General features: G+C 37.2%; 10 protein-coding genes. 3 read left to right on the forward strand and 7 right to left on the reverse strand.

What is annotated here, in order from left to right:
- Window positions 1-42 precede the first annotated feature (42 nt).
- From IGI87_RS09335 to IGI87_RS09350, 4 genes are read right to left on the reverse strand one after another with little or no spacing between them, the layout of a single operon-like run.
- Window positions 43-1,320: an ABC transporter substrate-binding protein gene (locus tag IGI87_RS09335; RefSeq protein WP_438736799.1), complete on the reverse strand. Its 1,278-nt coding sequence runs from the start codon at window positions 1,318-1,320 to the stop codon at window positions 43-45.
- Window positions 1,321-1,369: 49 nt separating this feature from the next.
- Window positions 1,370-2,512 (reverse strand): glycoside hydrolase family 88 protein, encoded by a 1,143-nt coding sequence (locus tag IGI87_RS09340; protein WP_002362143.1) that lies wholly within the window; start codon window positions 2,510-2,512, stop codon window positions 1,370-1,372.
- 15 nt (window positions 2,513-2,527) lie between these two features.
- Window positions 2,528-4,327 carry a DUF2264 domain-containing protein gene (locus IGI87_RS09345; RefSeq protein WP_438736802.1) on the reverse strand — a complete coding sequence of 600 codons (1,800 nt, stop codon included), beginning with the start codon at window positions 4,325-4,327 and terminating at the stop codon, window positions 2,528-2,530.
- Window positions 4,308-4,694, reverse strand: coding sequence for a hypothetical protein (locus IGI87_RS09350; protein WP_002356835.1), 387 nt, complete (start codon window positions 4,692-4,694; stop codon window positions 4,308-4,310). Before IGI87_RS09350 ends, IGI87_RS09345 begins: the two co-directional genes overlap by 20 nt.
- Before the next feature lie 175 nt (window positions 4,695-4,869).
- On the opposite strand from IGI87_RS09350, the gene IGI87_RS09355 reads away from it, so the two are divergent.
- A complete protein-coding gene (locus IGI87_RS09355) occupies window positions 4,870-5,931 on the forward strand; it encodes a LacI family DNA-binding transcriptional regulator (protein ID WP_002356832.1) in 1,062 nt (353 codons plus the stop codon).
- Window positions 5,932-5,971: 40 nt separating this feature from the next.
- Here IGI87_RS09355 and IGI87_RS09360 read toward each other — a convergent pair whose 3' ends face one another.
- Together IGI87_RS09360 and lepA are read right to left on the reverse strand one after the other, a co-directional pair.
- Complete coding sequence (locus tag IGI87_RS09360) at window positions 5,972-6,805, reverse strand: hypothetical protein (protein WP_002400814.1); 834 nt, start codon at window positions 6,803-6,805, stop codon at window positions 5,972-5,974.
- 278 nt (window positions 6,806-7,083) lie between these two features.
- Window positions 7,084-8,922: a translation elongation factor 4 gene (gene lepA / locus IGI87_RS09365; protein ID WP_438736805.1), complete on the reverse strand. Its 1,839-nt coding sequence runs from the start codon at window positions 8,920-8,922 to the stop codon at window positions 7,084-7,086.
- Window positions 8,923-9,168: 246 nt separating this feature from the next.
- Between lepA and IGI87_RS09370 the strand changes: the two genes are divergently transcribed.
- Window positions 9,169-10,389, forward strand: a complete 1,221-nt coding sequence (locus IGI87_RS09370; protein WP_104854750.1) for a GNAT family N-acetyltransferase — start codon at window positions 9,169-9,171, stop codon at window positions 10,387-10,389.
- Window positions 10,390-10,412: 23 nt separating this feature from the next.
- The gene (locus IGI87_RS09375) at window positions 10,413-10,892 is read left to right on the forward strand and encodes a nucleoside 2-deoxyribosyltransferase (RefSeq protein WP_438736807.1); all 480 of its coding nucleotides are present in this window, start codon (window positions 10,413-10,415) and stop codon (window positions 10,890-10,892) included.
- Between the two features lie 35 nt (window positions 10,893-10,927).
- Here the strand turns inward: IGI87_RS09375 and clpB are convergent, their stop codons facing one another.
- Window positions 10,928-13,534 (reverse strand): ATP-dependent chaperone ClpB, encoded by a 2,607-nt coding sequence (clpB, locus tag IGI87_RS09380; protein WP_002356811.1) that lies wholly within the window; start codon window positions 13,532-13,534, stop codon window positions 10,928-10,930.
- Between the last annotated feature and the right edge of the window lie 96 nt (window positions 13,535-13,630).

Consider the following 13,630-nt stretch of genomic DNA (forward strand, 5'->3'; position numbering starts at 1 on the left):
TATTTTTTCATCAATCCTTTGTGTTTTTGCAGGAAATAATAGTTAGTCTATCTCTCCTTTGACACGTTTTTCCATGTTAGCAATACCATCTTTTGGTTTTTCATCACCGACCATAATTAAGTCATGTTCTTCTTGTAATACTTTATCAATTGCGGCACCGTTTTTATCAGATGGGAATTCTAAATTAATTGTATCTGGGTTAAAGGCTTTTTGTGAGACTTCGTCTGAAGGCATTCCTTTTCTTGCAAAGTAGATTTTGTCAATTTCATCTGTTTTATAAGAAGGAACCACTCCTACTTCTGCTAAAAGTTTTGCACCTTCTTTACCTGAAGCAAAGTCTAAGAATTTTTGAGCAGCTTTTTGTTTTTTACTGTTTTTATTAATTGCAAAACTTGTCGGTGAGCCAAAAGTAGTTGCTTTGCCTTTTTCTTGTTGTGGTATTTCGGCAATCCCCCATTCCACATTTGTTTTGCCATCATCAATGTTGGTTAATAAAGTCCCCATGTACCAGCTACCCATGTACATCATCGCCGCTTTTGAATTTTCAAATTGTGATTGATACGTTACTTTTGTTGATTTTGCTGTTCCAAAATCCATTTGTGATTGATCTTTTTGCATTCTCAATGCGCGATCATAATAAGTTTCCATATAATTGTATTTTGGTTCAATCAAATTGGCATTGTTTTGAGCAGCAGCAATCGCTTGAACGGTTGAGCGCCAAGTATGTTGATAGGCACCATATACTTGTTCTTCTGGTTTAGATAATTTTTTCGCTAACGCTTCATATTCGTCCCAAGTTAAGTTATCGGGATAGGCAATTCCGGCTTCATCAAACATTTTTTTATTGTAATACAATACCCAGAAATCTGTACGGTAAGGCTGAGCATAGGTTTTGCCATCGATTTCATACATCTCGTAACTTGCTTTGGCAGGTGCGATATCTAAATCTTTAACGTGATCGGTTAAATCCACCAATTGATTGCGTAGCGCGTAATTAGAATATGAAAGTAAATTTTTCATGGTTAAAATATCCGTCGTATCTCCTGATGAAAGCATCGTTGTTACTTTTGTGTCATAATCATCTGAAGCAATGTCCACCGGTTCAATAGTGATATCAGGATTTTCCGCTTCAAAAGCTCTGAATAATTTCTCAAATTCTGGGGTCGTGTCATAATTCCAAGTAGTTACTGTTAATTTTGTTTTGCCATCTTCACTCTTTTCAGTTGCTTTCTTTTCACTTGAACCTCCACATGCTGTTAAAGTTACTGCCGCCACCGCTAACAACGCTGCCGCTGTTAGGCCTTTTTTCCAAAATTTCATTTGTACTACCTCCGCTATTTATTATTTTTTAGGAGTTTTCCTCCATGAATTACCAAAAAGAATACCAGCTTTTCGCTAAACGAGTTAACGCTTCCAAATAAAAGTAGTCGCCCCAAATCATGCATTCATCGACTCCTGTATTTGTTTTTTTATCATAGACACCATGAAGCAATAGGCCGTTCGACTCTGGTCGTAAAACCGTTGTATACTTTTCCGCTAATGCTTGTAATAGTTCTAGCGCAACCTTTTCATAATAGCCATGTTTTTCATCATTTAATGGAAGCTGACGAGATAATTCTAGTAAGCCACATGCAGCAATTGCAGCAGATGAGCTATCACGTTCTTCTTCACTCCCTTCATTGAAAATTAAATCCCAGTAACAGATTTTGTCCTCTGGTAATTCTTGAATAAAGTAATCAGCAACATTTTTTGCTGTTTCCAGAAAACTACTATCTCCTGTATATAAATAACTTAACGTAAAGCCGTAAATTCCCCAGGCTTGGCCGCGAGCCCAACAAGAATCATCTGAATATCCTTGCTGTGTCTTTCCGTACAAGGCTTCGCCTGTTTCCGTATCAAAATAATACGTATGGAACGTGGTGTGATTTTCTCGCACAATATATTTTTGTGTTTGTTTCGCATGATTGTAGGCAGCTTCATAATACTCTTGCTTGCCGGTCATTTTTGCTGCAAAGTATAATAATGGTAAGTTCATTAAACAATCAATAATCATTCTACCTCGTTGCTCTGGATCGTCTAAATTCCCCCAAGCTTGAATAATCTTGGCTTTTGGTGAATAACGTTTCATTAATAAGTCCGCAGCTTGCAAGGCCATTTCTTTTGAGGCCTCATGACCATTGACTTGATAATCAGCAATGGCTGTTAAAATATACAAAAAGCCTATATCATGTGTTTCCAGCTCAATTTGTTCATCCAAGCGATGTTGAAAAGAAGCCATCTGTGTGGCAATCACCTCATCGAACTCTGTTGAATTTGTTAATTCCTTTGCTAAAAATAACATTCCTGGCCAAAAGCTGGCCGTCCAGTCAATATTTTCTTCAGGATAATAAATTTGATTTAAACTTGCCGCGGGTGGAACTAATTCTTTAAATGTCTCTAAATTTCCTCGAACTTTGTTTAAAGCAAAACTGATTTGCTTCGGCAACCACTCAATCTGTCCATTTTCTGTCATTGTGTATTTCTCCCCCTAATTCCCCAAAATTACAACTTTTTCTTCAACTAAAAGCTGATTTTCTTTTAACCTAACTTTAACTGACTCAATTTGTTCATTCGGTAGTACGCCTGTCACCAATGAAATTAAAAGATGTTTCCCTTTCGACAAGTTTGTTTTCAAATATGGCAACTCCGTTAACGGATAAAGTAAATTTGTATTCGGTTCTGTCCGAATAATCGCAGCTTCAGAAAAACCGTTGATATTTTCTACTTTTGACACACCTTTTGCATTTTTTACCTCAGCCATTTGATCAGAAACACAAGTGACCTTTTCATCGAAGAGCGGGATTGAGAAGCCACCTTCATAAGCCACTAATGCACGTTGTGTCTCAATTTCGTGGATCCGTAAATGTTGGCCTTCTAATGGTACAATTGTCGTTTTGATTGCTACATCGGACCAAGGATGCCATTGATGAATGATACGATCATCAAGAATTTCGTACTGATCATCTAATCCTTTCGTGCGGAAATAATGGTCGTCTTCAGCTAAAGCCAAGCAATTATCATAAGCACCTTCGTAATACCAATAATCACTCTTTATAGTACTGAAACCAAAATGGGAAGAATAAACAAATTTACTATATTTATCATGCGCATGAGCTTGATAATTAATAAATTGTCCCGCTGGAAACATTAAACCATGTGTCCCTGCATCATTTACTTGATAGTAGTTCCGACTTTCTGGTGAAGGTAAGTGTTTTTCTGGAAAGCTAATAGGCTGTGTTTCTGCTTGCCAATAAGGATGATCTTTTGGAACCGCTAACAAAATGAATGTTTTAAAGGCCCAATAAGGTGAACCAGGACCATTATAGCCTTCGGCAAAGACCATATTTTGATAATCATAACCTACCGACAATAATCCATCTGTTGTAAAAATATCTTTGTTCATCCATTGATGAAGATGTCGGCTGATTAGACCTTTGATCTCACCCCACGGCAATGCTTCAACATCTGCAAAAACTAAGGCACTAAAAAATGACACTTGAGCAAAACGATACGTTAAGCTACGTCCAAAGGGAATCGCTTCTCCTGGCTGAGTAAACCAATATTTAAACTCTTGCGCGAACAAAGTTGCTCGTTCCTTCATAATAGCCACTCTTGTGGTATCTTCCGGGGCAAAACGACAATACAATAAACTATAATAATGAATAGCGAAAGAAACATAATAATCAACTTGTGTCTCGACTCCGTCATAATACCAACCATTACCGACATAAAAACGATCAATTACAGCCAAATCAACAGCAATCTGTTCTTTTGAATACGGCATTTCACAATGTTTCATCGCTAAATTCAGCAACACTCTAAAGAAATGCCAATTATTTGGCGGAATAATGTTTTCATTGGCTTGTATCAGCCAACTGTGTAAATTGTTTTGCTGTTCTTTTGTTAATTGGTCCCACGTTTTTTCTTTGTTTAACAAAAGAAATGTACTTAATGCTGCCATCTCAACAATCAATTGATCATAATCTTTTGTTTTTCCCCAATAAGATGAACTCTCAGGATCGGTTCCTTCGATAATTCCCGTTAGAAAGTCATTCAAATACTCACTTTCATTTTGCGTTACATAAGGACCTAGTCCCCATAATGGTCGTAAAAATGCCTCCGCATCACGTGTTCCTTTAGAATAAACTGTCCCGTGTGTCCCTAAATCCAGATGACCTTGATACTCTCGATCAAAAAACAATTCCAGTGGCGCTAATAAATCTTCAAATCCTTCTGCAACTTCTTCGTATGTTTCAAAAGAATTCTGTCTAATTCGTGGCTGAATCATGATTCTCCTCACTTTCAATTAATGTCCCTTTCAAAAAGCCGTAATATTCTCCGTAAACTGTCACTTCGTCACCAATCTTCAATTTTTTCTTTTGCTCATTAAAAACTTGATATTTACTAGAACCACTTTTCAAAATAAAACGATCACCTTTTTTTATTAAACTGGAACGGCTGTCGCTCTCAACAATCTCCCCTTTCAAAGAAATATATTCATTTAAACGAACGTCACCATTTTGTAATTCTGTTTCTGAATAAGACTGTGCCGTTTCCTTTAGATTTTGAAGAGATTCTTCATCAAATTCTTTTTCACCGGATTTACAACCTGTTAAAGCAAGTAAAATTAGTAAAAAAAGTGAAAATCTTTTCACTAAACCACCTTCTCCATCGAATTAAAGCGCTTTCTTTGACTTTATAGTATATTTTTTTAGTCAAAAAATCAATAGTTTTTGCTAAAAAAAAGTAAAAAAAGCTTTTTCTTGCTTTTTTTTACTAAAAAGAAATATACTATATGCTATAATAGTACTTGAGAAGGAGGCATTTAGAATGGCAACTATCACAGATATCGCAAAAGTCGCGAATGTTTCAATTTCAACTGTATCGCGAGTTCTGAACTATGATCCAAACTTATCCGTTACAGAGGAAACCAAGCGAAAAATTTTTGAAGCAGCAGAAACCCTGAATTATACGAAATATAAAACTAAAAATAAAAACAAACAGCAGGAGCAACTGACACCTAACCTTTCCGTACAAACAGCTCCGCAAGAGCCTTCGATTGCCGTCGTTCAGTGGCGTTCAGATGACGAAGAACTAACGGATATTTACTATATGTCGATTCGTTTAGGCGCTGAAAAACGGGCCGAAGAGTTAGGTTACAATATTCTAAAAGTTTCTCAATTGGAACAACATAACCTTCAAGGGATTGATGGCATTTTGGCAATTGGTAAATTCACTCAAAAGACGTTACAAGAGTTGCAGCAACTACATCCCAATCTTTGTGTAATTGGCAGTAATTTTCCCCTGGAAGAATTTGATTCTGTAAATACTGATTTTTATCAAGCAACCGAGATTGCCTTAACCCATCTTTTGGAATTGGGCCACGAAAAAATTGCCTTTATTGGTGCCGAAGAAAGCGAAAATATGTATGGTTTCCGTCGCTATAAAACACCGACAACCAACGCTTATCTTGACATTATGCAGCATTATCACTTGTTTAACGAAGATTATTTTATCTTAAAAGAAAATGGCATGTTGGATGTCAAAACGGGGGAACAATTGACAGAAGAAGCGTTAGAAAAATGGGGAAATGATTTACCTACTGCGATTCTTGCTTATAATGACGCCTTTGCAATCGGTGTGATACATACGTTAGCCGCACACGGTATAAAGGTTCCTGAAGAAATTAGTGTCATGGGGATCAATGATATCTCTATTTCTCAATATGTCTCACCGCCGCTATCCTCTGTCCATGCCTTTACTGAAGAAATGGGCGAGACAGGCATTAATTTATTGCACAAACGAATTCAAATGCCTAGCATTCCTCGTAGAGTCCTGTTAAACACAGAATTGGTTGTCCGCCAATCGACAACTAGCCCACGCCAGAAATAAAAAATAAGGACCGCTCCTATAAAGGAACCGTCCTTATTTTTTATTTGTTTTGACCAAATAATTCAATTTGTGTTAATGCTGGAAATGGTGATGGTTCATCTGCTTGAATTAACTCTGTTAGTATCACCCACTCCGCTGCCCGTTTCGCAAAGGTAAAGCTCTGGCGTTGCTCAGTCTTAACAGTTTTAAAGACCTCATGTGTACCGTCGGAAAATTTTAAAGTCACTTGTTGCCAATAATTATCATGAGGAAAGTCCGCTCGTAATGTTAAGATCACTTTATCCAACAAGACTTCACGCCCAAATTCAATTTTTAATGCGGCATCTAATTGCTGATTAATCCCCCATGATTGATAAGGATACGGTCCATGATAAAGATTAGCGAAGGTACCGTCAATCGCATTGCAAGCAAAAAAAGTGGCATCATTTCGCGTTTCCACGTTGGCAGATGCATGAGGATACGCACCAGTAAAATGTTGTAAATCATGTGGATTTAACGCCCAATTACGATAACTCTTAATTTCTTCTTTAGTGGCAACACGCACACTTATATAAGGTTTCTTGGTTTCAAAACGATACGCTGCTCGCGCTTCGATAGCGTTTTCATTTTTTGTGATTGGAAACGTCCATTTTTGTTCTGGAACATAAATTAAACTGCTATCAAGCGTAGCATCTAACTTCACCATTAAATAAGTATTGGGCGTATCTAAACAAACTTGAATCACATCGCCGTCTTGTAATTGACAATCCCGAGCAGCTAAACAAACAAAATCTTTTCCTGTAATAGTTAACTCTTTCAAAGAATCTGAATCATCTATCTTAGCTTTTCTAACTTCTTGTTCTTGATTTAAAATCGATAATGAAATACACGTCATATGCTTCCCTCCTAATTTTACCTTTATTATATATTATTTTAGTAAATTAATCTATTTTTTACTAAAATAATGTATGGTTAAAGAATAAATGTTTAGATTTAAGAAATAAAAAGGATTTTCTTAAAAGTCTTCTTTTGTTCAACTGATTATCTTAAGATTTAGAAAGTGGGACATAAAATTGAGCCGACCTCCAAAAGTTAGACCTAGAAATCTAACTTTTGGAGGTCGGCTCAAGTCGAAATGACTTATGTCCCACTTTCAATTAAAAAAGAATAAATTTATGATTTTTTCTGATCATCTTCATCCATTTTCAGAACCGCCATAAAGGCTTCTTGAGGAACTTCCACGGACCCAATTTGTTTCATCCGTTTCTTCCCTTCTTTTTGTTTCTCTAACAATTTACGTTTACGAGAAACATCGCCACCATAGCATTTAGCCAGTACGTTTTTGCGTAAGGCTTTAATATCTGAACGAGCCACAATTTTTTGACCTATCGCCGCTTGAACTGGGACTTCAAACTGTTGACGTGGAATTAGTTTTTTCAGTTTCTCAACAATCGCTTTCCCACGCTCAAATGCGAAATCTCGGTGAACAATAAAGCTTAACGCATCCACTTTTTCAGCATTTAATAGAATATCCATTTTCACTAGACGGCTGGTACGATAGCCAGCCATTTCGTAATCTAAGGATGCATACCCTTTTGTACTTGATTTCAATTTATCGAAAAAGTCAAACACGATTTCAGATAACGGAATTTCATAAACTACGTTTACACGATAATCATCTAAGTAATCCATTGTAATGAATTCGCCACGTTTACGTTGTGATAATTCCATTACTGCTCCTACATAATCGTTTGGCACCATGATTTGTGCTTTAACATAAGGTTCTTCCACAGATTCGATTGTTACTGGTTCTGGAAATTCAGCTGGGTTATCAACAACGACGGTTGTGCCATCGGTTTTATTAACATGATAAATTACAGACGGTGCTGTTGTAATTAACTCTAAATTGAATTCTCGTTCCAAACGTTCCTGAACAACATCCATGTGTAGCAAACCTAAGAAACCACAACGGAAACCAAACCCTAAAGCTTGCGATGTTTCCGGTTCAAATTGTAACGCCGCATCATTTAATTGTAATTTTTCTAATGCTTCCCGTAAATCATTGTAGCGCGATGTATCAATTGGATATAAGCCACAATATACCATTGGATTCATTTTGCGATAGCCTGGTAGTGCTTCTGCTGCTGGATTGTCGGCCAAAGTCACTGTATCCCCGACCCGTGTATCTTGAACCGTTTTAATGCTAGCGGTGATATAACCCACATCGCCAACCATTAAATAATCACGAGCGATTGGTTTCGGTGAAAAAACGCCGACTTCTGTTACATCAAAAGTTTTACCGTTACTCATCATTTGGATTTTATCCCCAGGACGAACGACACCGTCAATTACACGAATATTTAAAACGACCCCCCGATAACTATCGTAAATAGAGTCAAAAATCAAAGCCTTTAAAGGAGCCTCAATATCGCCTGATGGAGCTGGTACATACTCCACCACTTGTTCTAAAATATCTTCAATCCCAATCCCTGCTTTTGCACTTGCTAAAACAGCTTCCGATGCATCAATTCCAATTACGTCTTCAATCTCTGTCCGAACACGCTCGGGATCAGCGGCGGGTAAGTCAATCTTATTAATAACAGGTAAAATTTCTAAGTCATTATCCAATGCCAAATAGACATTTGCTAGCGTTTGCGCTTCAATTCCTTGCGCCGCATCAACAACTAGAACAGCCCCTTCACAAGCTGCCAAGCTACGAGAAACTTCGTAGGTGAAATCGACGTGCCCTGGTGTGTCAATCAAATGGAAAGTATAGGTTTCACCATCTTTGGCTGTATAGTTTAATTCAATTGCGTTTAATTTGATGGTAATGCCGCGTTCTCTCTCTAAATCCATTGAATCAAGTAATTGATCTTGCATTTCTCGACTGCTAACTGTATTTGTTTTTTCCAAAATCCGGTCGGCTAAAGTTGACTTCCCATGGTCAATGTGGGCAATGATCGAGAAATTACGAATTTTCTCTTGTCTTGCTTTCATTTCTTTACTGTTCATTTTTTGCCTCATTTCTTTTAAGAAAAGCTAGCTCCCTGCTAGCTTCATCAATCAATTGTTATATTTTAGTTGCCTTTTTTATCAAATTATCATGTTTAAAGGTCTAGGATAATCAGCACTTTTCATTATACCAATTTTTGAAGAAGATTTAAAGCACTTCCCTTTTATTCTTTTGGTATCGAAAGGCTGACAGAGTTTCGAAAAATTTGGTATACTAAAAACAGTAAATTTATTGGAGATGGAAAAATGGATGAACAAGAATTTCGCAAGCAACTGACCTTAAAGCCTGTTGAGGAAGAACACATTGATCAATTTAATGAACTTCTTTCCTATGTTTTTCAAGTGACTGAAGCAGATATTGAAGAAAGTGGTTTTGAAAACAAACGCGCATTTATCAAATCAAAACAACCGATTTTAGAACTTTCAAAAGTATTTGGCTGGTTTCACGAAAATCAATTAATTTCACAAATTGCTATCTATCCATGCGAAGTCAATATCCATGGTGCTTTGTATAAAATGGGCGGCGTTACTGGTGTCGGTACCTATCCTGAATATGCCAACCACGGTTTAATGAAAGATTTGATTCAAACGGCATTAGAAGAAATGCGCCAAGATAAACAGTGGATTTCTTATCTTTTCCCTTACAACATTCCTTATTACCGACGTAAAGGTTGGGAAATCATGTCTGACAAGTTATCTTTTAAAATTCGGGATACGCAATTACCAAAAACCGTTCCCGTTCCAGGAATGATTGAACGGTTAGCAGTCGATCACCCGGATGTCTTTGATGTCTATGCACGATTCGCTCGTCAAAATCACGGCGCGCTCATTCGTAGTGCCTTCAACTGGGAAGAATATTGGCGTTTCGAAAACGAGGAAGAACGGACTGCTGCTGTCTATTATGGTGCCAATCAAGAACCTTTAGGAGTACTTTTCTATTGGGTGGCCGATGAGGTGTTCCATATTAAGGAAATGTTTTACTTAAACCAAGAAGCCCGAAATGGCTTGTGGAATTTTATTACTGCGCATTTTTCGATGGTTTATTGGGTCAAGGGCGATATCTATAAAAACGAACCATTAGCCTTTCTTTTAGAAGATAGTCAAATTAAAGAAAGCATTGAGCCCTATTATATGGCTCGAATTGTTGATGTCAAAGCCTTTTTAGAAAATTTTCCTTTTGAAAGTACGGCTAAGCCATTCCATTTTGTCGTTAAAGATCCTGTCGCTGAGTGGAATAATGGTATTTTTGGCTTAATTTGGGATGAAAATGATCAAGTAACCATTACGGATGAACCTCTAGGCACCTCCGTTCACTTAGATATTCAAACACTAACTTGTTTAGTCATGAATTACCGACGCCCTTCGTACTTACATCGAATTGAGCGCATTGATACAGATAAAGAAACTTTAAATTCTTTGGAACGGATTTTTCCTGACCAAGAAGCTTATTTCAGTGATTATTTCTAAACCCTTGGATTGGAGACAGACAAATGACAAAAATTTATTTTGCAGGACCTTTATTTTCGCAAGCTGACTTACGTTATAATGCTTATTTAGTCGAACAAATTCGACAATTGGATAAAACAATCGATCTTTATTTACCACAAGAAAATGCGGCGATTAACGACAAATCTGCTTATGCCGATAGTAAAATGATTGCCTTAGCAGATACAGAAAACGTCCTTGCTAGCGACTTATTGGTTGCTTTATTAGATGGCCCAACCATTGATGCGGGCGTAGCTTCCGAAATTGGTGTTGCTTATGCCAAAGGGATCCCGGTGGTTGCCCTTTACACAGACAGCCGCCAACAAGGTGCTGATAATCACCAAAAGCTTGCCGCTTTGAACGAAGTCGCTGAAAATCAATTTCATTATTTAAACCTTTACACAGTTGGTTTGATTAAATTGAATGGTCGGGTAGTTTCTTCAGAAGAGGACTTGTTGGAAGAAATTAAGCAACGATTGTCATAATAAAAAAAGAACGAGCGCATGCGCTCGTTCTTTTTTTACACTTCTTCTATCGGTTCATTTTCAAAAACTAATTGATTGTCTAATAGACTAATCGTGACTTTCGTTTTTGGCATTACTCGACCAGAAACAATTTCTTTTGCTAATGGTGTTTCGACTTCACGAGTAATGAAACGTTTTAATGGACGAGCCCCATAAGCTGGTTCATACCCATTTTCAGCAATCCATGTTTTAGCTTCATCAGTGATTTCCAATACAATTTCTTGTTGCTCTAAACGATGAGCAAGTTGTGCGGTCATTTTACCAATGATTCCTTTCACATTATCCAAGCTTAATGGTGTGAATAAAATGGTATCATCAATTCTGTTTAAGAACTCTGGTTTAAAGTGTCCTTTTAGAATATTCATGACTTGATTTTCAACTTCTTCTGGAATTGTTCCTTCAGGTGTCACACCTTCCAATAAAAGCTGAGAACCGATGTTACTTGTCATAATTAAAACTGTATTTTTAAAGTCGACGACCCGACCTTTAGAATCTGTTAAACGACCATCATCTAAAACTTGTAATAAGATATTAAAGACATCTGGGTGCGCTTTTTCAATTTCGTCTAATAAGACAATTGTATATGGATTTCGACGAACAGCTTCCGTTAACTGGCCACCTTCTTCATAACCAACATAGCCTGGAGGGGCACCCACCAAACGAGATACGGCATGTTTTTCCATGTATTCACTCATATCAATCCGTACCATATGATCTTCAGAATCAAACAAATCTTCAGCTAAAGCTTTAGCAAGTTCTGTTTTACCAACCCCAGTTGGTCCTAAGAAAAGGAACGAACCAAGTGGGCGATTTGGATCTTGTAAGCCTGCTCTTGAACGAATCACCGCATCACTAACCGCATCCACAGCTTCATCTTGACCAATCACACGTTTGTGTAATGTTTCATTCAGTTTCATTAATTTTTCTCGTTCGCCTTCAACTAATTTTGTCACAGGAATGCCGGTTAAACGACCGACCACTTGCGCAATTTCGTTTTCAGTAACCGATTCTTGTACCATTTTGACGTTATCCTTGGCGTTCTTTTCTTCCAATTCTTTCAATTCATGTTCTAATTGCGGAATTGTTCCATGACGTAAAACAGCAGCTCGTTCTAAATCATAATTATTTTCAGCATCTTCTAATTCGTGTTTTGCTTTATCAATCTCTGCACGTTTGTTGGAAACCGCATTAACTTCTTCTTTTTCCGTTTCCCATTGCATTTTCATTGAGTTGGCTTCTTCACGCAAATCTGCTAATTCTTCTTGCAAGTTGGCTAACCGTTTTTTACTTGCGTCATCCGATTCTTTTTTCAAGGCCGCTTCTTCAATTTCTAGTTGCATTAACCGACGTGTTACTTGATCGAGCTCTGTTGGCATCGAATTCATTTCCACTCGAATCGTTGCGCTTGCTTCATCGACTAAATCAATCGCTTTATCTGGTAAGAAACGATCAGTAATATAGCGATCGGATAAAGTAGCAGCAGCAACTAAAGCATTGTCATGAATATTCACACCGTGGTGAATTTCAAACCGTTCTTTTAAGCCACGCAAAATAGAAATTGTATCTTCTACTGTTGGTTCTTTGACTAATACTTTTTGGAAACGACGCTCTAAGGCTTTATCTTTTTCCATATATTGGCGATATTCATCAAGCGTTGTGGCACCGATTAAATGCAATTCACCACGTGCTAGCATCGGTTTTAATAAATTCCCGGCGTCCATACTGCCTTCTGTTTTACCAGCTCCGACGATATTATGAATTTCATCAATGAATAAAATGATTTTGCCATCACTTTTTTTCACTTCTTTTAAAACAGCTTTTAACCGTTCTTCAAATTCGCCACGGAATTTTGCTCCCGCAATTAAGGCGCCCATATCTAAAGAAAAAATGGTTTTATCTTTTAAATTTTCAGGAACATCTTTACGAACGATTCGTTGTGCTAATCCTTCAACAATCGCTGTTTTACCAACACCTGGTTCACCAATTAAGACTGGATTATTTTTAGTTTTTCTTGATAAAATCCGAATAACGTCACGAATTTCTTCGTCACGACCAATAATTGGATCTTGTTTTCCTGCTTTTACTTGTTGTACTAAGTCGACACCGTATTTCTCTAGTGCTTTATATTGTTCTTCCTGGTTTTGAGAAGTCACACGATCTCCTCCTCTCATCTCTTCAATATTTTTTCTTAACTCTTTTTCAGTAATGCCTTGTTGCATTAAATATTTTGTTAAACGATAATTTTTCAATTTCATTAAAGCTAAAAGTACAATTTCGGTTGATAAAAATTCATCTTGAAATTCTTCTCGAAGTGAATCAGCTTCTTGCAATAAATGGAACAAATTTTGACTTAAATTTTGACCATATTGCACATTACCGCCCGCCACACTTGGATATTCATCTAACGCGTTATCTACTTCTCGTTCAAATGCGTCAACATCTAAACCAGCATCAGTGTAAAAATTACGCCCAAAATGGTTTGGTTGAAGAAAAATTTTCCATAAATGTGCGATATCAATTTCTTGATGTTGCCGTGTCACCGCAACTTTTTGAGCTTCAGCAATCGCCTCTTGTAGCGTGGTTGTCATTTTTTCAATATTCATAAACGATCCCTCCCGTTTATTGTTTTGTCTTTTTTATTTTAACATTCTTTACAATTATTATTATCCGACTTTTGATGGATTTCTTCAAAAGTTAAG

This window comes from Enterococcus sp. DIV1444a (assembly GCF_051712125.1).
GTDB lineage: Bacteria > Bacillota > Bacilli > Lactobacillales > Enterococcaceae > Enterococcus > Enterococcus faecalis.

Bases quoted from the DNA above. Each gene is read 5' to 3' on its own strand.
- IGI87_RS09335 (WP_438736799.1), bottom strand. From the start codon at position 1,320: ATGAAATTTTGGAAAAAAGGCCTAACAGCGGCAGCGTTGTTAGCGGTG.
- IGI87_RS09340 (WP_002362143.1), bottom strand. From the start codon at position 2,512: ATGACAGAAAATGGACAGATTGAGTGGTTGCCGAAGCAAATCAGTTTT.
- IGI87_RS09345 (WP_438736802.1), bottom strand. From the start codon at position 4,327: ATGATTCAGCCACGAATTAGACAGAATTCTTTTGAAACATACGAAGAA.
- IGI87_RS09355 (WP_002356832.1), top strand. From the start codon at position 4,870: ATGGCAACTATCACAGATATCGCAAAAGTCGCGAATGTTTCAATTTCA.
- IGI87_RS09360 (WP_002400814.1), bottom strand. From the start codon at position 6,805: ATGACGTGTATTTCATTATCGATTTTAAATCAAGAACAAGAAGTTAGA.
- lepA (WP_438736805.1), bottom strand. From the start codon at position 8,922: ATGAACAGTAAAGAAATGAAAGCAAGACAAGAGAAAATTCGTAATTTC.
- IGI87_RS09370 (WP_104854750.1), top strand. From the start codon at position 9,169: ATGGATGAACAAGAATTTCGCAAGCAACTGACCTTAAAGCCTGTTGAG.
- IGI87_RS09375 (WP_438736807.1), top strand. From the start codon at position 10,413: ATGACAAAAATTTATTTTGCAGGACCTTTATTTTCGCAAGCTGACTTA.
- clpB (WP_002356811.1), bottom strand. From the start codon at position 13,534: ATGAATATTGAAAAAATGACAACCACGCTACAAGAGGCGATTGCTGAA.